The sequence below is a fragment of the Paenibacillus xylaniclasticus genome, assembly GCF_004001065.1.
Classification (GTDB): Bacteria; Bacillota; Bacilli; order Paenibacillales; family Paenibacillaceae; genus Paenibacillus_T; species Paenibacillus_T xylaniclasticus.
The window spans coordinates 151,377-171,296 of sequence record NZ_BIML01000004.1; the positions used below are offsets into that span (position 1 = coordinate 151,377).

Below are 19,920 nucleotides of genomic sequence, written 5' to 3' on the forward strand. Positions count from 1 at the left end.
TTCGCGATGAAGAAAGGAACGGCATGATATGAGTTTTTTTAAACGGCTGAAAGAATCGATCGCAGCGAAGACAGAGGCGGTCACGAATATTTTCAAGGAAGGCTTGGCCAAGACGCGGGATGCGATCGTCGAGAAGGTCGAGGAGCTGATTACTCGGCGCAAGAAGATCGATGAGGCTTTCTTTGAAGAGCTGGAAGAAATTTTGATCGGTGCTGACGTAGGCGTCAATACCGTTATGGAGCTGATCGACAAGCTGCGCGCAGAAGTGAAGGCGCGCAAAATTGAGGATGCTTCCGAATTGCAACCGATTCTATCGGAGCAGCTCGTTAATATTCTGAAAGGCAATGATGATCCGAAGCTTCGAATGTCGGACAACGGGATGACCGTTATCCTGTTTGTCGGTGTTAACGGCGTTGGCAAGACGACGACGATCGGTAAGCTTGCGCATAAATTTAAGTCAGAGGGCAAAAGCGTGCTGCTTGCAGCAGGCGATACGTTCCGCGCAGGCGCAATTGAACAGCTTGAGGTGTGGGGGCAGCGCGTCGGCGTCGACGTCATCAAGCAAAGTGCAGGCTCTGACCCGGCAGCCGTAATGTATGATGCTGTGCATGCCGCTAAGCAGCGGGGTGTAGATGTGCTGCTGTGCGATACGGCGGGTCGTCTGCAGAACAAGTCGAATCTGATGGACGAGCTGAACAAAATATTCCGCGTCATTCAGCGCGAAGTGCCGGATGCGCCGCATGAGGTGCTGCTCGTGCTCGATGCGGCAACGGGGCAAAATGCGCTCAGTCAAGCGAAGCTATTCGGCGAGAAAAGCGGCGTAACGGGACTCGTCTTGACGAAGCTGGACGGAACGGCTAAGGGCGGCATTGTAATCGCGATCCGTAACGAACTGAATTTGCCGGTTAAGCTGGTCGGCCTCGGTGAGAAAATGGGCGATCTTCAGGAGTTTGACTCTGAGCAATTCGTTCATGCCCTGTTCGCAGGTTTGATTCAGTCGAAGGAGTCGGATGAAGAGACGCAGCAACAATGACATTGGATGCGGCAGCTCTTTTTTGTAAGCTGACAAGGAAAAAGACTTGACACCTGCTTGAACGTCCTGTAACATAAGGGAAGCTAAGAAGGTGTCAAGTGATTGGTCTTGACAGAGGGGGACGTGCCCGTGACCAATACTCAACCGGATGCGCTGCAGAAGACGAACCGGATTAATTTACTGTTCGATTTCTACGAGCCGCTGTTGACGGATAAGCAACGGACGTTTCTTACACAGTATTTTATCGAAGATTTTACGCTTGGTGAGATTGCAGCCGACTTCGGCATCAGCCGCCAAGCGGTATATGAGCATATAAAGCGTGCGGAGAAAGTGCTAGAGGGGTATGAGTCCAAGCTAGGACTGCTGTCTAAGCACGAGGCGCTGCGTAGCGCAATGGATCAATTAGAAGCATGTGTATCGGCTATGCCGGACGATGGCTCCTGTAAGAGCACTCTTCGGAGTATCGCGGAGTCTCTCCGCCAAGCCGAGCAAGGAAGGAACAAATAGCGAAAGCGGGTGAATCATCATGGCGTTTGAAGGTTTGACGAGCAGGCTGCAGAACGTGTTCGGCAAATTGCGGGGCAAGGGCAAGCTGTCGGAGGACGACGTTAACGAAGCGATGCGCGAAGTACGTCTAGCCTTGCTGGAAGCGGACGTTAACTTCAAGGTCGTCAAAGATTTTGTCGCCAAGGTGAAGGAGCAGGCTGTCGGCGCAGAAGTGCAGAAGAGCTTTACGCCGGGCATGGTCGTTGTCGACATCGTCCATAAGGAGCTTATTGAGCTGATGGGCGGAACGGCTACGAAGCTGGCGAAGGCTAGTAAGCCTCCTACTGTTATTCTGATGGCGGGCTTGCAAGGTGCAGGTAAGACGACTTCGACAGCTAAGCTGGCGAAGATGATTATGAAGAATAATCAGAAGCCTCTCCTTGTTGCCTGCGATATTTATCGTCCGGCTGCCATCAAGCAGCTGCAGGTGCTCGGCGAGCAGGTTAATGCGCCGGTGTTCACGCTTGGTAATGATGTGTCGCCAGTCGAGATCGCGCGGCAAGGCTTGCAATATGCGAAGGCGAACAGCATTGACTATGTAATCGTCGATACGGCTGGCCGTCTGCAGATCGACGAGGCGCTAATGGAAGAGCTGAAGCAAATTCATCAAGTAGTCGAACCGGATGAAGTGCTTCTCGTCGTCGATGCGATGACAGGTCAAGAAGCGGTCAACGTTGCGAAGAGCTTCCATGATCAACTGGAGCTGACTGGTGTCGTTCTGACGAAGCTCGACGGCGATACGCGCGGCGGTGCCGCTCTATCGGTTAAGGCTGTCACTGGCTGCCCGATCAAATTCGTCGCTATGGGCGAGAAGATCGAGCCGCTGGAGCCGTTCCATCCAGAACGGATGGCATCGCGTATTCTCGGCATGGGCGACATGCTTTCATTGATCGAGAAGGCGCAGTCGTCGATCGACGCTGAGAAGGCGGCCGAGATGGAGCGCAAGATGCGAAATGCCGAGTTCACGTTCGAGGATTTTCTCGAGCAGATGGAACAGGTTCGCAAGCTGGGACCTCTGGATCAGCTGCTTGATATGCTGCCGGGCATGAGCAAGGTTAAAGGCATGAAGGAAATGAAGGTCGATGATAAGCAGATTGGACGCGTCGAGGCGATTGTTCGCTCGATGACAACGGAAGAGAAGCGTAATCCTGACCTGCTGAACTACAGCCGCCGCAGACGGATTGCAGCGGGCAGTGGTACCCAGCTCGCGGATGTTAACCGGCTTATCAAGCAATTCGACGAAATGCGTAAGCTGATGAAGCAATTTTCCGGCATGATGGGTAAAGGTCCTAAAGGTCTGAAAGGGCTCAAAGGCTTGAAGGGCATGATGGGCAAAGGAATGAAGTTCCCACCGGGCTGATCGCCTGATGTTACGGAATAGAAGTTGATTCTTGTAAGGAGGTGAATGTCAATGGCAGTTCGTATTCGTCTGAAACGTATGGGTGCTCACAAAGCTCCATTCTATCGCGTAGTCGTATCCGATTCCCGTTCCCCACGTGACGGCCGCTTCATCGAAGAAATCGGCACGTACAATCCGGTAGCTCAACCGGCACAAGTGAACATCGATGAAGAGAAAGCGCTGAAATGGCTGCAAACCGGTGCTCAAGCATCTGACACGGTTCGCAATCTGCTTTCCCAAGCAGGCGTCCTGAAGAAGTTCCATGAGCTTAAGCAACAGAAATAACTGTTGAACAGCGGAGGGCCTTGAGATGAAAGATTTAATTCTTGTCATAGCGAAGGCTTTAGTGGATCATCCAAGCGACGTTCGCGTCAGCGAGAAGGAAGATGCACGAGGCAATCTTGTATACGGCTTGTCCGTGCACCCTTCTGATGTCGGTAAAGTAATCGGCAAGCAAGGGCGGATCGCGAAGGCGCTTCGAACGGTCGTTTCGTCAGCCGCAGTGAAGTCCGGTCGCCGTGTTATGATCGACATCGACTCTTAATACATTAAGCGTGAAGGGTTAGGATGAATGTCCTAGCCCTTTTTCGATACATACTATTAAGCATGTGCTGCTGCAAAAAGTCGCCTATTGAACACGAGGTCATCTTCTGGCGCTCAATAGCCGACTTTTTGAATCAGGCGTTGCCTGATAAGGACGGGAAAGGCGGAATCGAACAATGGCAGAGAAGTGGTATACGGTCGGCAAGCTAGTTAACACGCACGGCATTCGAGGCGAAATTAAGGTATGGCCGCAAACGGATTTTCCGGAGGTTCGCTTTGCGAAAGGCAGCAAGCTTACCTTGTTCGATGAGGAGAAGGGCGGTCGTGTAGAGGTTGAGGTTGCCGGTGCGAGACTTCAGAAGAATGTATATATTGTAAAGCTCAAAGGATACGACAACATTAACGATATCGAGAAGTATAAAGGCTGGACGCTCAAGGTGTCCGATAATGATCTTGTTGATCTCGAAGAAGGCGAGTACTATTATCATCAAATTATTGGATGTACGGTCGTGACGGAGGAAGGCGAGGAGCTAGGCACTGTAACCGACATTTTATCGCCAGGCGCGAACGATGTATGGGTCGTGAAAGGCAAGGGCAGTAATGGACGGCCGAAAGAAATACTGCTGCCAGTCATTGACGATGTGCTGCGTAAGGTGGACGTTGCCAATAAGACGATTACGGTGCATCTACTGGAAGGATTGATTTAACGCCGTGCGAATCGACGTATTGACGCTGTTCCCGGAAATGTTCGAAGGTGTATTTAACGCCAGCATTCTCGGCAAAGCGCGGGATAAGGGCATTGTCTCCTTGTCGGCTGTCAATTTCCGCGATTTTGCGAATAATAAGCATAGCACGGTGGATGATTACCCGTACGGTGGAGGCGGAGGGATGGTGCTTAAGCCGGAACCGATGTTCGCAGCCGTTGAGCATCTCGTGCCGAAGGAAGGACCACAGCCACGAATTATACTCATGTGCCCGCAAGGCGAGACGTTTAATCAGCGCAAGGCGGAGCAGCTGTCGTCCGAGGAGCACCTCATCTTCGTATGCGGCCATTATGAAGGCTACGATGAGCGTATCCGTGAGCATCTTGTGACAGACGAGCTGTCGATTGGTGATTATGTGTTGACAGGCGGCGAGCTGCCGGCAATGGTTGTCATCGATAGTGTCGTAAGACTGTTGCCTGGTGTTCTAGGCAACGAGACATCTGCTGTAACGGACTCGTTCAGCACAGGACTGCTGGAGTATCCTCACTATACACGGCCAGCCGTATTCCGTGATTGGGAAGTGCCGGAGGTGCTGCTGTCCGGCCACCATGGACGGATCGAGACTTGGAGGCGAGAGCAAGCATTGCTGCGCACGCTGCGCCGACGTCCAGATCTGCTCGAGAAGGCAGAGTTGACGGAGAAGGAGCGCGAATGGCTGAAAGGGATAGCGGAACGAGAAGCGGCTGATGGTGCACCTTAACAGTAAGACGTGAAAAATTCGGATTACTATTGTGTTTTTGTTCGCAATATGATAAAATTTCATGTGTTGTGTGAAAGTCGGACGGTCCTCTATCAGCCATGACCTGATTCGGTGCAGAATCAGCGAGCTTATAAGAACGTCTGTTGGGGAAGGAGTGAATAAGATGAACATTGTACAAGCGATTACGCAAGAACAACTGCGCAAAGACATTCCTAGCTTCCGTCCTGGCGATACGCTGAAAGTTTACGTTAAAGTCATCGAGGGTTCGCGCGAGCGTATCCAGCTGTTCGAAGGCGTCGTAATTAAGCGTCGCGGTGGCGGTATCAGCGAAACGTTCACGGTTCGTAAAATTTCTTACGGCGTTGGCGTAGAAAGAACGTTCCCGGTGAACTCGCCTAAAATCGATAAAATCGAAGTGGCTCGCCGCGGTAAAGTTCGTCGTGCGAAGCTTTACTACCTGCGTAGCCTGCGCGGTAAAGCAGCGAGAATTAAAGAAATCCGTTAATCGGATGTTCAAGAGGGGCTTGCCACAGACAAGCTCCTCTTCGCGTTTTCCCCGAAAGCTTAACTGCATGAAATGCTATGTTTACATTGCTGGATTTTAAGTGTATTAGGTAATGGATAAGCTGATGGAGGCGGGTGATGGTGTGGAGCATAATCGAATAGACGATCAAGAGCCGGAGAAGGAAACGGTTCCGACAGCGGAATCGGACGTTGTACCGACGAGTCCAGCTAAGAAAAGCGGCATCGGTAACGAATTGAAGGAATGGATTAAAGCAATTGCGATCGCCGTCATTCTGGTGCTTATCATTCGCTGGCTGCTGTTTATGCCATTTATCGTAGACGGCCCTTCTATGGAACCGAATTTTTTGTCTGGTGAACGCGTCATTGTTAATAAAGTATTGTATAAGTTCCGTGAGCCTCATCGCGGGGAAGTTATTGTGTTTCATGTGCCCGAGGAAGGCCGGAACTTTATTAAGCGCGTTATTGGCGTGGCAGGAGATAAAATCCGATACGAGGGCGACGATTTATACGTAAACGATCAGAAGGTTGAAGAGACATACTTGAAGGAAGCGATTGAGGCTGCGCATGCTGAAGGCCGCTTGTATAATAACAACGGCGATAGCTCTTCGAACTTCCCAAATGATCGGTTTACGGAGTCTGTCGTTCCGGAAGGACATATTTTCGTGCTAGGTGATCACCGGAACAACAGTAAAGACAGCCGGATGATCGGCTTCGTCGATCTGGATGAAGTCATTGGCCGAAGTGACGTTATTTTCTGGCCGCTGAACAAGATCAAAATTATCGAACATAATTAAGCGTTGCATGCCTCGTGGATGTCTGCACGGTCAGACGTTGACGAGGCATGTTAGCAATGAGGTGAAAGTATGAGTATTCAGTGGTTTCCTGGACATATGACAAGAGCCCGCAGACAGATCCAAGAGAAGCTGAAGCTAATTGATCTTGCCGTCGAGCTGCTGGATGCGCGAATTCCGTTATCGAGCCGTAATCCAATGGTTGATGATATATTGTTGAACAAGCCGCGGCTCATTGTGCTCGGCAAGAGCGATTTGGCCGATCCGAAGGAAACCGAAGCCTGGATCGAACGTTTTAAATATGAGGGACACGAATGTATTGCCGTTGATGCGTCGACGGGCACGCGTGTAGGCGAGATTCCAGGGCTGGCACGAAAGCTGCTCCATGAGAAAATCGCCCGGCAAATCGCCAAAGGAATGAATCCGCGTGCCGTTCGTGCGCTGATCGTCGGCATACCGAACGTCGGGAAGTCTACGCTGATCAATCGACTCGCTGGCCGAAATATTGCGGTGACTGGCGATAAGCCGGGCGTAACGAAGGGACAGCAATGGATCAAATGCGGTACGGAGATGGAGCTTCTCGATACACCTGGTATTTTATGGCCGAAATTCGAGGATCAGCTTGTCGGCTATCGGCTTGCGATGACTGGGGCGATCAAGGAGCAAATATTGGATATAGAGGATATCGCATTCTTCGCGACGAGAGAGCTGATTAATCGTTACTGGGATACGCTGGTTGAGCGTTACGGCATTGATGAAGAACGTCCGACGGATACGGAGGAAGCGAGTGAGATCGTTCGCATTATGGAAGCGATCGGGCGCAAACGGGGTTGTCTTATTAGCGGAGGACGAGTGGACCTGGAGAAAACGTCCGGCATTATATTGCGCGAGCTTCGTGCAGGCAAGCTGGGGCGGCTGACGCTGGAGTCGGCGTCGACGTATTAAACCGTATGGGAGATTCGAGAATGCTGGATTATGAGAAGACTCTCTGGGACAACGGCTGTGATTTGGTTGCTGGCATCGACGAGGTCGGCCGCGGTTGTTTGTTCGGCGATGTTGTGGCGGCAGCCGTCATTTTACCCAAAGGCCTAGTGATTGAAGGGATTAACGATTCCAAAAAGCTGTCGGAGAAAAAAAGAGAAGAGCTTTACCGCGTAATTACGGAGCAAGCATTATTCTGGTCGATATGCCGAGTTGATGCGGGGGAGATCGACAGGATCAATATTAAGCAGGCATCCCGGCTTGCAATGAAGCGGGCCGTCCTAACGCTGGGCGGGGAGCCTGATCATTTGCTCGTCGATGCGGAGAAGATTGACCTTAATATTCCACAGCAAGCGATTATTAAAGGCGATGCGGTCAGTCAATCTATTGCAGCAGCTTCGATCATTGCGAAGGTGACGCGTGACCGTCTATGTATGGGGGAATGGGAAGCGATGTATCCGGGATACGGTATTGCGATACATAAAGGCTATGCCACGAAGCTCCATCGCGAGAAAATTATCGAGCTTGGCCCCACGCCGATGCACCGCCGGTCGTTTCTTGGCAATATTATGGCGGAGATCGAGCAGCAGGTTCTGTTCTAACTTCACGTTGACTATAGGCATCAGCCCTTATGACACGCTGCAGAAGCTGCAGCGTGTCATAAGGGCTTTTTTTTTGGGAAAATGTATGATGCACATTGGTAAAGGCGATGGGATTTTTTAACCGAACCATGTAGGGATACAGCGATGATGCCGATATAGGATATATAGACAGAGTGGACGACGTATAAAGGGGAATCACATATTGAATATTAGCCAGATGATGAGAAGCTTGCTCGGCGACATACAAAGTGGCGAGAGCAAGAAGCTGGAGCTGAAGCCTGGACAGATCGTACGGGGCGTTGTTACGCAACTGAAGGGTGATCAAGAGGCTGTTGTCCAAATTAATGGCGTTCAGGTGCGCGCAAAGCTGGAGGCGCCGATTACAGCGGGACAAGCAGCGATGCTGAAGGTGCAGCCGGAATCAACGCCGGAAAATATCGTGTTAAAGCCGGTCGATATCGGTCAAGCGCAGGTGCAGGATGATACGGCGCGACAGCTTGCCAAGGCTGCAGGGCTTCCGGATACGGAATGGGCATTGAACCTGGTCAAGCAGCTGAAGCGGGACGGTATCCCGATGACGCGTGATGTCGCGCAAGCGCTCAAGCAAGCTTATTCGTCGATGCCCAAAGGCGTCGACCCGCAGGAGTGGATGCAGGCAGCTGCGGCCGCAATGAAGCGGGGAATGCCGATGACGGAGCAGACGGTAGCTGGAATGCGGCAGGTGATGTTCGGCAAGCCTTTGCACGAGCTGATCGATGCTCTGAATAAGCAGCTTGGGGATATGACGGTAAGCAAAGAAGCTTCGGCAAGTGGCACAGTCGGACAGGCTAAAGGGGGCAAAGCTTCGGACAATGCATTGACGGCAGCGCTTCGTGTGAAGGAGCTGTTGACGCAGACGATTGGACTGTCGAATAAGGCAGCAGAGGGCGCGCTTCGTCATGTAGCTAATCAGACGACATCTGCTGCAGCGGAAAGTACTCCGTTGGAGTCAGCAACGTTGAAGCAATCCGGCGGTTCGGTGGAGACGAAGGCATCTTCTGCTAATACCAGCTCCTTAATGGCTGGCGCCTCAGCACAGCCGAAAGAGGGAATGAACGTCTCGCCGCAAGCAAGAGGGAACAGCCAAGCTGGAGGCTCTGCCAATGCATATACAGGGGGGACAGCCCCAGCAGGCGGTACAGCGGATGGCGACGAAGCAGCGACAAGATCGGCTGCATCTAATATGACAACCCACGCTAGTGAGGAGCACGAGCTGCCAGGATGGATCGGAAGGATGCTGACTACGCTAGGGGTAAGTCATGAGAATAAGCTTCTGCAGGCAGCAACTCGTCCTGCAGTTAATCCTGCGCAGGTAGCGGAAGGGGATGGAGATGCTTCAGTCGTTTCCAATAAAACAGCTGAATCAGTTGAAGCTGGCGCGACGGGAAAAGCGACAGAGACCGTGCGTCAACAGTCATTGAATGACAATCGCGCGGCTGCGACTTCGGCGGCAGCATCGTCGCTGAATGCCTCGCAAGCAAGTGAAGGATCGGCAAAGGAAGGGCAGGCTACTGGTGTCGTAGCGTCAAGAGTGAATGGTCAGAACGCTGCTGGCACGAATATGAATGCGCCGTTAATGGCTGACGGCAGAGGGAACGCAGCCGTTATGCCGCTGCAGGGTATGGCGAATGCGGCTGAAGGTATGGAGTCGCTTAAGAGTGCGCTGCTGTCCTTGGCGGCGATGGACGATATGCCGGCTCCCATACGTGAGACAGCGCAGCAGCTTATTCAACAGATCACGGGCCAGCAGCTTATGCTTGCTCCGGAGAGAAGCGGTACGATGCTGAGCCATGTAACCTTGTTCATTCCGATCTACGATCAAGATGGTGGTCAAACTGCATCTGTGCATGTGCAGACGCGCAGAGGAGCGAATAATGAGCTTGATGCATCCAACTGCAGGCTGCTGTTCGATTTGAAGCTGAATGCGATCGGAGATACACTCGTTGATGTACATGTTGTTGATAAAATCGTCAATTTGAATGTTTGGAACGATCATCCGGTCATGCAGCAGCTGGCAGATGAAGAGCGGGGTGCAGTAGCTGAGGCGCTTCAGCAGGCGGGCTATCAGCTGCTGACGTTCAAGGTTAAGCCTATACCTGCGGTCGATCAGATCGAGACCGGAACGATTGTGGTAGGCCATGACGGTGAGAAGGTTGAGCTGCCGCCAATTGTACCGCCATATGGCGGAATTCCGTACAAAGGGGTCGATTATCGCATATGACACGACGGAATTCGCTTGGGTCGAAGGCGAATACAGAGCAGCCTTCGGTTTCAGCACGCAAGGCGGTAGCACTTAGGTATGAGCCTGGAGAGCGGTCGGCGCCTGTCGTTGTTGCGAAGGGTAAAGGGCATCTTGCAGATGCGATTCTAGCCAAAGCATCGGAGTCCGGTGTTCCGATTCAAGAGGATGCTTCGCTTGTCGAGGTACTTTCTAAGCTGGAGGTCGATCAAGAAATTCCACCTGAGCTGTACGCGCTTGTAGCTGAGATTTTAAGCTTTGTTTATCGGTCAGACAAGAAGGCGGGGGGGATGGAATGACTAGCCGGCCTAGGGCCAGTGGCGGAGATCGTATGGAGAGCGGCAGCAGCCATTGGAAGGGCAACCGGAGCCCAAAGGGTAGAAGCCGCGTGGAGACAGGCCGTATAGGCGAGGAAGCGGCCGCTGCTTACTTGCAAGCAGAAGGCTATACCATTCGGTCACGTAATTGGCGTTGCCGTGCAGGAGAGCTTGATATTGTTGCAGAGCATAATGGTGTTATCGTAATTGTCGAGGTGCGGACGAGAACGGCTGGCTCCTCTGCAGCTTTCGGCACAGCAGCGGAGTCGATAGATGCACGGAAGATTCATAAAGTAAGAACGATGGCCGCATTGTACCTGCAGTCGAATGGATTGCAGCATGCAGCCGTTCGCTGTGATGCTGTACTCGTTATTCTCGGTCAAGACGGAAGCGTTGAGGATGTAACCCATATGCAGAATGTGTTTTAATAATAATTACGCCGCGATTTAAAGATCGCGGCGTTTTTGAATAATTATAGTCCATTAGCCTCTCGTAGTACTTTATTCCTAGATATTATCTGTTGGTTGTGTCTCCCACGCGACGATATTGAATTGCTTCTGACATATGTTCCCCTCTGATTTCGGAAGAACTTTCGACGTCAGCGATCGTGCGAGCGAGCCGGAGCAGACGGTCATGCGCACGAAAGCTGATGCCAAGTGAGTCGAACGCTTGTCGAAGCAGCTTGGCTGCATCCGTTGACAGGCTGGCTGCGCGGTGCAGTGCAACGCCTGAAAGCTCGCCGTTCCATAAGACGCCAGTATCCGCTGCTCGATGCTGCTGCCGTTCGACGGCAGCCATGACGGCGGTCAGCATCTCTGAGCTTGTCATGCCTCGTCGAGCAGAGTTCAATGATGAGGGCCGCGGGACTTCGAGCATTAAGTCGATTCGGTCGACAAGTGGGCCTGATATTTTGCTGTGGTAACGGACAACTGCCGTGTCAGAGCAGCTGCAGCTTCGATCGATGGAGTCGTAGCCGTAATAGCCGCACGGACAAGGATTCATGGAAGCAACCAGCATAAAACGGGCCGGGAAGCGAACGACAGCCCTTGTACGGGCGATCGTCACCTGGCGGTCCTCGAGCGGCTGCCGAAGTACTTCAAGGGAAGATCGTGTAAACTCAGGCAGCTCGTCTAGAAATAATACGCCGCGATGGGCAAGCGTCGCTTCGCCCGGCCTCGGAATTGTACCGCCACCGATAAGTCCGCCTGCAGATATTGTATGGTGCGGAGCACGGAATGGCCGAGATCGAATAAGGGAGGATGGACTGTGGCCAAGCTTGCCAGCAACGCTGTAAATTTTGGTCACTTCAAGAGCCTCTTCATCGGATAATGGAGGAAGAATGGTAGGCAGCCGTTTGGCCAGCATCGTTTTGCCCGTGCCGGGAGGCCCGCTGAGCATAACGTTATGTCCGCCGGCTGCTGCTATGAGCAGAGCCCGTTTGGCACCGTGCAGACCGAGCACGTCTCCGTAATCGAGCAGCGTTTGATCTTCGGATATCGATCGGTTACATTCGAGCTGTTCGTCGTTACAACCGCGTGAATAGAGGAATGATCGCCATTGTCCGTCATCTCTCCATGCCGCTAATTCATTCAGATGGCGGATAGCATACACATCGATACCGCTAATAAGCGATGCTTCCGCAGCGTTGCCGTAAGGCAGAATGACACGGCTAAGGCCGCGCTTGTACGCTTGCTCCACCATCGGCAGCACACCAGGAACGGGGCGCAGCTCGCCATTAAGCGCCAGTTCTCCAATGAGCAGTGAGTTATGAAACGCTGTGCATGGCAATTGGGCACTCGCTGTTAGAATGGCACCAGCAATTGACAGGTCGAATGCTGAGCCTTCCTTGCGTAAATCTGCAGGAGCAAGATTGACCGTTATTCGACTCATCGGAAACACAAATCCGCTGTTGCGAATCGCGGAGCGTACACGCTCGGCAGACTCACGAATGGCGCTGTCGGGCAAGCCGACGAGACTCATCTGAGGGAGTCCGTTGGATATATCCGCTTCAACTGTAATAAGTACACCTTCGATCCCAATAACGCTTGCTCCTAACACCTGGGCATACATACAAAAAACACCTCCGTCATATTCGGACGAAGGTGCTTCCTTACTTTTCCGATTCTATGATTAATTAGATAAATCTATGATAATAGCGCATCATTAACGTGTCAATCCATAGGTAATCCCGGCGTGCTGAATGATGCTGAATCGCTAGAAAACCGCAGTAAATATTGGATTTAGAACGTAATAGACCGCTATTCACGTTTCATCTCAAATCTAGATGAATTTCATATCAAAAGAGTAGTTTATATTTTTATTAAAAATGAGGTAAGAATGACCGTTTAGTGATAAGATATAATTGTTTGTTCACATTAAACATTGCTTGATTCAGTTTGCGGATTGGAGGATTTCGTTAATGAATATCCATGAGTACCAAGGCAAAGAAGTCCTGAAGCAATACGGGGTCTCAGTGCCGGAAGGTAAAGTAGCTTTCACCGTTGACGAAGCAGTTGAAGCAGCTAAAGCGCTCGGCACTTCCGTCGTCGTCGTTAAAGCGCAAATCCACGCAGGTGGCCGCGGTAAAGCGGGCGGCGTAAAAGTCGCAAAAAATTTGGATGAAGTGAAAGCATATGCGAGTGAAATTCTCGGCAAAACGCTTGTCACTCACCAAACAGGTCCAGAAGGCAAAGAAGTAAAACGTCTGCTCATCGAGCAAGGCTGCGACATTAAGAAAGAGTATTATGTCGGCGTTGTTGTCGACCGGGCTACGGGCCGCGTCGTAATGATGGCATCTGAAGAAGGCGGTACGGAAATCGAAGAGGTTGCCGCTCGCACGCCTGAGAAAATTTTCAAAGAAATCGTTGACCCTGCAGTCGGCCTTCAGCCTTTCCAAGCGAAGCGACTCGCATTCAACATCAACATTCCGAAAGAGCTCGTGAACAAAGCTGCAAGCTTTATGCTCGCGCTGTACACGGCATTCGTGGATAAAGATTGCTCTATTGCAGAGATCAACCCGCTCGTCGTTACCGGCGACGGCAACGTTATGGCGCTCGACGCCAAGCTGAACTTCGATTCCAACGCGCTGTATCGTCATCCTGACATCGTTGCTCTGCGCGACCTGGATGAAGAAGATGAGAAAGAAATTCAAGCGTCTAAGTTCGACCTGAGCTACATTGCACTCGACGGCAACATTGGCTGCATGGTTAACGGTGCAGGTCTAGCAATGGCGACGATGGACATTATCAAATATTATGGCGGCGACCCAGCTAACTTCCTCGATGTAGGGGGCGGCGCAACGAAAGAGAAAGTTACCGAAGCATTCAAGATCATTCTGTCTGACGAGAAGGTTAAAGGCATCTTCGTTAATATCTTCGGCGGCATTATGCGTTGTGACGTTATCGCTGAAGGCGTTATCGCGGCTGCAAAAGAGCTCGGTCTTGATCGTCCGCTCGTCGTCCGTCTCGAAGGCACGAACGTTGAGCTCGGCAAAAAAATGCTTAACGAATCCGGCTTGAACATCGTGGCAGCCGATTCGATGGCAGACGGCGCTCAAAAAATCGTCGCGCTCGTGAAATAGGACAACCAACCGGCTAATTCCGAATTTCTTTAGGGGATGTGAAATTTCGATGAGCATTTTGATCAATAAAGATACAAAAGTCATCACGCAGGGCATCACGGGTAAAACCGCGCTGTTCCATGCAAAAGGCGCGCTCGATTACGGCACGCAAATGGTCGGCGGCACGTCGCCGGGCAAAGGTGGCACGACGGTCGAGATCGCATTGGAGAACGGTACGACGGCTTCTCTGCCAGTATTTAATACCGTATCCGAAGCAGTAGCAGCTACGGGCGCAACAGCATCGGTTATTTACGTACCGCCGGCTTTCGCTGCAGATGCAATTCTCGAAGCGGTTGATGCTGAGCTTGACCTTGTAATCTGCATTACGGAAGGTATTCCGGTGCTCGATATGGTTAAAGTACAGCGTTACATGGAAGGTAAGAAAACGCGTCTGATCGGCCCGAACTGCCCAGGCGTTATTACGCCGGATGAATGTAAAATTGGTATTATGCCTGGTTACATTCATACGAAAGGTCATGTAGGCGTCGTTTCGCGCTCCGGTACCCTTACGTACGAAGCGGTTCACCAGCTTACGACACGCGGCATCGGCCAATCGTCTGCTGTCGGTATCGGCGGTGACCCAGTCAAAGGAACGGAGTTCATCGATGTGCTGAGCATGTTCAATGAAGATCCAGACACGTATGCCGTCATCATGATTGGCGAAATCGGTGGTACGGCTGAGGAAGAAGCAGCTGAATGGATCAAAGCGAACATGAAAAAGCCTGTTGTTGGCTTTATCGGTGGTGCTACAGCTCCAGCTGGTAAGCGGATGGGACATGCTGGTGCGATCATTTCCGGAGGTAAAGGTACGGCAGCAGAGAAAATTTCGACGCTTGAGGCTTGCGGCATTAAAGTTGCGCCTACGCCGTCCGAAATGGGCTCGACGCTCGTATCGGTTCTTGAAGAAAAAGGTCTGCTTGAGAAATGCATTACGCGCAAATAAGCGGATTCTAATATCGTAAATAACCGTCGTGCATAACGGCAAATGTACGGTTATACCGAATAGACAAGCAGTCTTTCGGCCCAAATTCGGGGCGAAAGACTGCTTTTTTGTATTTATATGGAGCTGGCGGCTTGCATTCTCGGTCAGCCTAGAGCAAAATAGGTAAAGGAATGCAGGCCTCCATCAAGGAGGCTGTTAGAATGTATAATGTTGACAAGAGAAGGCTCGTTATTACGCTTCATGACATACCAGGGGTCGGATGGAAGACGATTAAGAAGGCCGTTGACGCTAAGCTGTGGAACCGCACGACGCTTGGCACACCAGAGCCATGGCTGTCGGCGGGTTTTCGCCCAGAGCAAGCGAGTGAAGCAGCGAAACGTTTCTCAGGTGTCGGATCAGGGTATGATTCGATTATATCGAAATATAAGCAGCAGAATGCTTCGGTATTGATGATCGATGATGATAACTATCCGCAAGCGCTGCGTAACATTCATGAGCCGCCATGGGTTTTATATGCGATCGGTCGATTAGAGCTGCTTAAGCGGTATGCGGTTGCCATTGTCGGAACACGAACGCCTACCGCTTATGGACGTCATATGGCGAAGGAATTGGCAGCCGGCTTTGCAATGCGTGGACTAACAGTTGTTAGCGGGCTTGCAAGAGGCATAGACGGCATTGCGCACGAAGCGTCGGTTCATTATGAGGGCAGCACGATCGCCGTGCTTGGTACGCCAATAGATCGTGTCTATCCGCCGCAGCATGCTTCCTTGTACCGGCAAATTGCCGCTCAAGGGTTGTTATTGTCGGAGGCACCGCTTGGGATGGCGCTTCATCCCGGTCTGTTCCCGCTTCGCAATCGAATTATTGCCGGCTTATCGGCAGGCACAATCGTCATTGAGGCGGCTGAGAAGAGCGGTTCCCTCATTACGGCTGAACATGCATTCGCATTCAACCGCGAATTGTTCGCCGTACCAGGCTCTGTCACGTCTCCAAGGAGCAGCGGGACGAATCGTTTGCTTGTCGAGAGGAAAGCGGCAGCAATTACATCGGTTGAGGATTGGTTCGATCAGCTTCCTTATATGCGAACTGCAGACGATAATAATAATAGTAAGGCAGCAGAAGAACCTGACGAGCCGCTGGCTGGCGATGCCCGTATCGTGTACGAATTGCTGCTTGATCGGCCAAGTACAGCAGATGAGCTGCATGAACTGACGGGTCTCGCTCTTGGACATTTGCACGCCGTTCTGATAAATTTATGTATAACTCGTAAGGTTCAGCTTCAGAACGGCTCTACATATTCCGTTATTTAAACATGCTGGGAGAGGAGGACGCTTAATGGCGGATTCGCTCGTCATTGTCGAGTCGCCTGCCAAGGCGAAGACGATCGGCAAATATCTAGGCAGTAAATATATCGTAAAAGCGTCCATGGGTCATATTCGAGATTTGCCAAAAAGCCAAACCGGAGTTGAAGTCGAGAATGGCTTTACTCCGAAATATATTACGATTCGCGGGAAAGGCAGTATCCTGAAGGAATTGAAGGATGCCAGCAAAAAAGTGAAAAACGTATATCTCGCAGCCGACCCCGATCGTGAGGGAGAGGCGATCGCTTGGCATTTGGCGCATTATCTTGAGCTGGATGAAGCGAACAGCTGCCGCGTCGTGTTCAACGAAATTACGAAACAGGCGGTTAAAGATGCTTTCAAGCATCCAAGACCGATTAATATGGATCTTGTTAATGCTCAGCAGGCGCGTCGTATTCTAGACCGTCTAGTCGGTTACAAGATTAGTCCGCTGCTGTGGAAGAAAGTGAAGAAAGGGCTGTCGGCCGGTCGGGTGCAATCGGTTACGGTGAAGCTGATTATCGATCGGGAGAATGAGATCTCAGCATTCGTACCGGAAGAATATTGGACGATAACGGCAAAGCTACGCAAAGGCGATGCTTCCTTCGAAGCAAAGTTTTATTCGATCACAGGAGAGAAGCGAGAGCTCGGCAGCGAAGCTGATGTGCAAAGCGTGCTCGCGGCGACGAATGAAGCGCCTTTTACCGTAAGTGACGTAAGAGAGAAGGAACGGCTTCGCAATCCGGCACCGCCCTTCATTACAAGCTCCTTGCAGCAGGAAGCGGCACGTAAGCTTGGCTTCCGTGCCTCGAAGACGATGTCGGTTGCGCAGCAGCTCTATGAAGGCGTCGATTTGGGCAAAGAGGGTACGGTTGGTCTTATTACCTATATGCGTACCGACTCTACGCGTATTTCGCCAGTTGCACAGGAAGAAGCAAAAGAGTTTATCCAATCCAAGTACGGGCCGTCTTATTTTCCTGATGAGCCGCGAATTTATTTGAGGAAGAACAGTAACGCGCAGGATGCGCATGAAGCGATTCGTCCAACCTCAGTGCTGCGAGAGCCTGAGCTGATGAAGGAGTTTCTAACGCGCGACCAGCTTCGGCTCTACAAGCTTATTTGGGAGAGATTCGTGGCGAGCCAGATGGCATCGGCTGTGCTAGATACGATGACGGTGGATTTGAAGGCTGGGGAGACCGTATACCGTGCGGTTGGATCTAAAGTGAAATTTCCCGGCTTCATGAAAGTTTATGTCGAAGGTAATGACGACGGCAATACGAACGAGGATGAGAAATTTCTCCCTGCGCTTGCTGTTGGAGATACGATTACGACGGATAGCATTGAACCAAAGCAGCATTTTACGCAACCGCCTCCTCGGTACACGGAAGCTCGTCTTGTCAAGACGCTTGAGGAGCTTGGCATCGGCAGGCCAAGTACATATGCGCCAACGCTGGAAACGGTACAAAAGCGCGGTTATGTTGCGATCGAGGATAAGAAGTTTATTCCGACGGAGCTGGGCGAGCTGGTTAGCCAATTGATGGAGCAGTTTTTCCCGGAAATATTAGACGTGGAGTTTACAGCTCAGATGGAAGAAGAGCTTGACCACGTTGAGGACGGCTCGGAGAACTGGGTTAAAGTGTTGTCTGACTTCTATGAATCGTTCGAGAAGCGGCTAAAAGTTGCTGAAGAAGAGATGAAGGAAGTCGAATTGCAGGATGAGGTGTCCGACGAGCTGTGCGAGAAGTGCGGTCGCCCACTCGTATATAAGATGGGGCGATTTGGCAAGTTTCTTGCTTGCTCCGGTTTTCCGGAATGCCGCAACACGAAGCCAATCGTTAAGGAGATCGGCGTCACTTGCCCGAAATGCGCTAAAGGAAGCATAATCGAACGCCGCAGCAAGAAGGGACGAGTGTTCTATGGCTGCAATCTGTATCCGGAATGCGACTTCGTTTCATGGGATAAGCCGTCAGGCAAGCAGTGCCCTTCATGCAGCGGCATGATGGTTGAAAAAAGAAGTAAGACTGGTATCAAGCTGCAATGTACGCAATGTGATCATAGCGAGCAGGCGGACGATTCCGATCACGAACAAGAGCAGGCGTAGACGTCTGTATGTATGCATGATTGTTAACGCGCTGTCCGTCCTCTATGGGCGGCAGCCGTTTTCATTGAGAAAGGTAGGTCTATCCATTGTCATCTACACCGAAGGTAACGGTCGTCGGCGCCGGTCTGGCCGGCAGCGAGGCCGCTTGGCAAATTGCCTCACAAGGAGTACAAGTAACGTTATATGAAATGCGTCCGGTTACGAAAACGCCGGCTCATCATACCGATAAATTCGCTGAGCTTGTATGCAGCAATAGTCTGCGCGCGAACGGTTTAACGAACGCGGTTGGTGTATTGAAGGAAGAAATGCGAATGCTGAACTCGCTCATTCTAGGCTGTGCGGACCGCAATGCGGTGCCAGCAGGCGGAGCGCTTGCGGTCGACCGCGACGGCTTCTCGGGCGAAGTGACGCGTTCGCTTCGTGAACATCCTCTAATTGAGGTTCGCAATGAGGAGCTGAAGGCGATTCCAGAGGACGGAATAGTCGTAATTGCTACAGGACCGTTGACGGCGCCTTCATTATCGCAGCATATCCGGGATTTGCTTGGTGAGGAATATTTTTATTTCTATGACGCCGCTGCGCCAATCATCGAGAAGGACTCCATCGATATGAGTAAAGTATATCTGGCCTCCCGCTATGACAAGGGAGAAGCGGCGTATTTGAACTGTCCGATGACAGAAGAAGAGTTCAATGTCTTCTATGAAGCACTTATTACGGCAGAGAAGGCAGAATTGAAAGAATTCGAGAAGGAAGTTTATTTCGAAGGCTGCATGCCAATTGAGGTTATTGCATCCCGCGGCAGGCAGACTGTTCTATTCGGACCAATGAAGCCTGTCGGTCTTATTAATCCACATACCGGCAAACTGCCATATGCGGTCATTCAGCTGCGTCAGGATAATGCAGCAGGTACGCTCTACAATATGGTTGGCTTTCAAACGCATTTGAAGTGGGGCGAGCAGAAGCGCGTTTTCTCGTTGATCCCGGGCTTGGAGAATGCAGAATTTGTTCGTTATGGTGTTATGCACCGGAATACATTTATTAATTCTCCACGTCTGATGAGACCGACTTACCAGTTCAAAGGCCGTGACACTTTATTCTTCGCCGGTCAAATGACAGGAGTAGAAGGTTACGTTGAATCGGCGGCCTCAGGTCTCCTAGCTGGAATAAATGCCGGTAGACTGGCGCGCGGGCTGGAACCGCTCGTTTTGCCGCCTGACACGACATTGGGAAGCATGGCGAATTATATTACAACCGCGGACTTCAAGCACTTTCAACCGATGAATGCGAATTTTGGGCTATTCCCTCCACTTGAGAAGAGATTGAAGAGCAAGAAGGAGAAGAATGACGCGATTGCGAATCGGGCGCTCGCATCGCTTGAGCAATTTAGACGTGAGCAATTATTATAAGAACCTTGTAATAGGTTTAACATTGTTAGCAT

20 protein-coding genes are annotated in these 19,920 nt (G+C 51.3%); 19 read left to right on the forward strand and 1 reads right to left on the reverse strand.

Annotation, left to right across the window (positions count from 1 at the left end):
- The first annotated feature begins 28 nt into the window (after positions 1 to 28).
- The 14 genes from ftsY (at position 29) to PXY01_RS06195 (ending at position 10,907) form a co-directional block, all read left to right on the forward strand.
- Positions 29 to 1,033 (forward strand): signal recognition particle-docking protein FtsY, encoded by a 1,005-nt coding sequence (ftsY, locus tag PXY01_RS06130; protein WP_127568342.1) that lies wholly within the window; start codon positions 29 to 31, stop codon positions 1,031 to 1,033.
- A 129-nt stretch (positions 1,034 to 1,162) separates the two neighbouring features.
- Complete coding sequence (ylxM, locus tag PXY01_RS06135; protein ID WP_127568343.1) at positions 1,163 to 1,540, forward strand: YlxM family DNA-binding protein; 378 nt, start codon at positions 1,163 to 1,165, stop codon at positions 1,538 to 1,540.
- 19 nt (positions 1,541 to 1,559) lie between these two features.
- Entirely contained in the window at positions 1,560 to 2,939 is a 1,380-nt protein-coding gene (gene ffh, locus PXY01_RS06140) for a signal recognition particle protein (protein ID WP_127568345.1), read from the forward strand.
- Between the two features lie 51 nt (positions 2,940 to 2,990).
- A complete protein-coding gene (gene rpsP, locus PXY01_RS06145) occupies positions 2,991 to 3,263 on the forward strand; it encodes a 30S ribosomal protein S16 (RefSeq protein ID WP_127568347.1) in 273 nt (90 codons plus the stop codon).
- A 25-nt stretch (positions 3,264 to 3,288) separates the two neighbouring features.
- The gene (locus tag PXY01_RS06150; protein WP_127568349.1) at positions 3,289 to 3,522 is read left to right on the forward strand and encodes a KH domain-containing protein; all 234 of its coding nucleotides are present in this window, start codon (positions 3,289 to 3,291) and stop codon (positions 3,520 to 3,522) included.
- A 175-nt stretch (positions 3,523 to 3,697) separates the two neighbouring features.
- Entirely contained in the window at positions 3,698 to 4,228 is a 531-nt protein-coding gene (gene rimM, locus PXY01_RS06155) for a ribosome maturation factor RimM (protein ID WP_127568351.1), read from the forward strand.
- Positions 4,229 to 4,232: 4 nt separating this feature from the next.
- Complete coding sequence (gene trmD, locus PXY01_RS06160) at positions 4,233 to 4,985, forward strand: tRNA (guanosine(37)-N1)-methyltransferase TrmD (protein ID WP_127568353.1); 753 nt, start codon at positions 4,233 to 4,235, stop codon at positions 4,983 to 4,985.
- A gap of 163 nt (positions 4,986 to 5,148) precedes the next feature.
- On the forward strand, positions 5,149 to 5,490 hold the full coding sequence (gene rplS / locus PXY01_RS06165; protein ID WP_045671974.1) for a 50S ribosomal protein L19: 342 nt from the start codon (positions 5,149 to 5,151) through the stop codon (positions 5,488 to 5,490).
- Positions 5,491 to 5,602: 112 nt separating this feature from the next.
- The gene (gene lepB, locus PXY01_RS06170; RefSeq protein ID WP_246027814.1) at positions 5,603 to 6,304 is read left to right on the forward strand and encodes a signal peptidase I; all 702 of its coding nucleotides are present in this window, start codon (positions 5,603 to 5,605) and stop codon (positions 6,302 to 6,304) included.
- 69 nt (positions 6,305 to 6,373) lie between these two features.
- Positions 6,374 to 7,246, forward strand: a complete 873-nt coding sequence (ylqF, locus tag PXY01_RS06175) for a ribosome biogenesis GTPase YlqF (RefSeq protein WP_127568355.1) — start codon at positions 6,374 to 6,376, stop codon at positions 7,244 to 7,246.
- 20 nt (positions 7,247 to 7,266) lie between these two features.
- Positions 7,267 to 7,884 (forward strand): ribonuclease HII, encoded by a 618-nt coding sequence (gene rnhB / locus PXY01_RS06180; protein WP_127568357.1) that lies wholly within the window; start codon positions 7,267 to 7,269, stop codon positions 7,882 to 7,884.
- A gap of 202 nt (positions 7,885 to 8,086) precedes the next feature.
- Positions 8,087 to 10,144, forward strand: coding sequence for a TP0910 N-terminal domain-containing protein (locus tag PXY01_RS06185; RefSeq protein ID WP_127568360.1), 2,058 nt, complete (start codon positions 8,087 to 8,089; stop codon positions 10,142 to 10,144).
- The gene (locus tag PXY01_RS06190; RefSeq protein WP_127568362.1) at positions 10,141 to 10,461 is read left to right on the forward strand and encodes an EscU/YscU/HrcU family type III secretion system export apparatus switch protein; all 321 of its coding nucleotides are present in this window, start codon (positions 10,141 to 10,143) and stop codon (positions 10,459 to 10,461) included. The genes PXY01_RS06185 and PXY01_RS06190 overlap by 4 nt, the downstream gene beginning before the upstream one ends.
- Positions 10,458 to 10,907: a YraN family protein gene (locus PXY01_RS06195; RefSeq protein WP_174721804.1), complete on the forward strand. Its 450-nt coding sequence runs from the start codon at positions 10,458 to 10,460 to the stop codon at positions 10,905 to 10,907. Before PXY01_RS06190 ends, PXY01_RS06195 begins: the two co-directional genes overlap by 4 nt.
- Positions 10,908 to 10,992: 85 nt before the next feature.
- Here the strand turns inward: PXY01_RS06195 and PXY01_RS06200 are convergent, their stop codons facing one another.
- Entirely contained in the window at positions 10,993 to 12,549 is a 1,557-nt protein-coding gene (locus PXY01_RS06200) for a YifB family Mg chelatase-like AAA ATPase (protein WP_127568364.1), read from the reverse strand.
- Between the two features lie 349 nt (positions 12,550 to 12,898).
- Between PXY01_RS06200 and sucC the strand changes: the two genes are divergently transcribed.
- The 5 genes from sucC (at position 12,899) to trmFO (ending at position 19,888) form a co-directional block, all read left to right on the forward strand.
- The gene (sucC, locus tag PXY01_RS06205) at positions 12,899 to 14,059 is read left to right on the forward strand and encodes an ADP-forming succinate--CoA ligase subunit beta (RefSeq protein WP_127568366.1); all 1,161 of its coding nucleotides are present in this window, start codon (positions 12,899 to 12,901) and stop codon (positions 14,057 to 14,059) included.
- A 49-nt stretch (positions 14,060 to 14,108) separates the two neighbouring features.
- Positions 14,109 to 15,041, forward strand: coding sequence for a succinate--CoA ligase subunit alpha (gene sucD, locus PXY01_RS06210; RefSeq protein WP_127568368.1), 933 nt, complete (start codon positions 14,109 to 14,111; stop codon positions 15,039 to 15,041).
- A 200-nt stretch (positions 15,042 to 15,241) separates the two neighbouring features.
- Complete coding sequence (gene dprA, locus PXY01_RS06215) at positions 15,242 to 16,351, forward strand: DNA-processing protein DprA (protein WP_164744317.1); 1,110 nt, start codon at positions 15,242 to 15,244, stop codon at positions 16,349 to 16,351.
- 25 nt (positions 16,352 to 16,376) lie between these two features.
- Entirely contained in the window at positions 16,377 to 18,482 is a 2,106-nt protein-coding gene (topA, locus tag PXY01_RS06220; protein ID WP_127568372.1) for a type I DNA topoisomerase, read from the forward strand.
- An 86-nt stretch (positions 18,483 to 18,568) separates the two neighbouring features.
- On the forward strand, positions 18,569 to 19,888 hold the full coding sequence (gene trmFO, locus PXY01_RS06225; RefSeq protein ID WP_127568374.1) for an FADH(2)-oxidizing methylenetetrahydrofolate--tRNA-(uracil(54)-C(5))-methyltransferase TrmFO: 1,320 nt from the start codon (positions 18,569 to 18,571) through the stop codon (positions 19,886 to 19,888).
- The last annotated feature ends 32 nt before the right edge of the window (positions 19,889 to 19,920 follow it).

Bases quoted from the DNA above. Each gene is read 5' to 3' on its own strand.
- ftsY (WP_127568342.1), top strand. From the start codon at position 29: ATGAGTTTTTTTAAACGGCTGAAAGAATCGATCGCAGCGAAGACAGAG.
- PXY01_RS06150 (WP_127568349.1), top strand. From the start codon at position 3,289: ATGAAAGATTTAATTCTTGTCATAGCGAAGGCTTTAGTGGATCATCCA.
- rnhB (WP_127568357.1), top strand. From the start codon at position 7,267: ATGCTGGATTATGAGAAGACTCTCTGGGACAACGGCTGTGATTTGGTT.
- ylqF (WP_127568355.1), top strand. From the start codon at position 6,374: ATGAGTATTCAGTGGTTTCCTGGACATATGACAAGAGCCCGCAGACAG.
- sucC (WP_127568366.1), top strand. From the start codon at position 12,899: ATGAATATCCATGAGTACCAAGGCAAAGAAGTCCTGAAGCAATACGGG.
- rpsP (WP_127568347.1), top strand. From the start codon at position 2,991: ATGGCAGTTCGTATTCGTCTGAAACGTATGGGTGCTCACAAAGCTCCA.
- ffh (WP_127568345.1), top strand. From the start codon at position 1,560: ATGGCGTTTGAAGGTTTGACGAGCAGGCTGCAGAACGTGTTCGGCAAA.
- PXY01_RS06200 (WP_127568364.1), bottom strand. From the start codon at position 12,549: ATGTATGCCCAGGTGTTAGGAGCAAGCGTTATTGGGATCGAAGGTGTA.
- rimM (WP_127568351.1), top strand. From the start codon at position 3,698: ATGGCAGAGAAGTGGTATACGGTCGGCAAGCTAGTTAACACGCACGGC.
- lepB (WP_246027814.1), top strand. From the start codon at position 5,603: ATGGATAAGCTGATGGAGGCGGGTGATGGTGTGGAGCATAATCGAATA.
- PXY01_RS06195 (WP_174721804.1), top strand. From the start codon at position 10,458: ATGACTAGCCGGCCTAGGGCCAGTGGCGGAGATCGTATGGAGAGCGGC.
- sucD (WP_127568368.1), top strand. From the start codon at position 14,109: ATGAGCATTTTGATCAATAAAGATACAAAAGTCATCACGCAGGGCATC.
- rplS (WP_045671974.1), top strand. From the start codon at position 5,149: ATGAACATTGTACAAGCGATTACGCAAGAACAACTGCGCAAAGACATT.
- topA (WP_127568372.1), top strand. From the start codon at position 16,377: ATGGCGGATTCGCTCGTCATTGTCGAGTCGCCTGCCAAGGCGAAGACG.
- PXY01_RS06190 (WP_127568362.1), top strand. From the start codon at position 10,141: ATGACACGACGGAATTCGCTTGGGTCGAAGGCGAATACAGAGCAGCCT.
- dprA (WP_164744317.1), top strand. From the start codon at position 15,242: ATGTATAATGTTGACAAGAGAAGGCTCGTTATTACGCTTCATGACATA.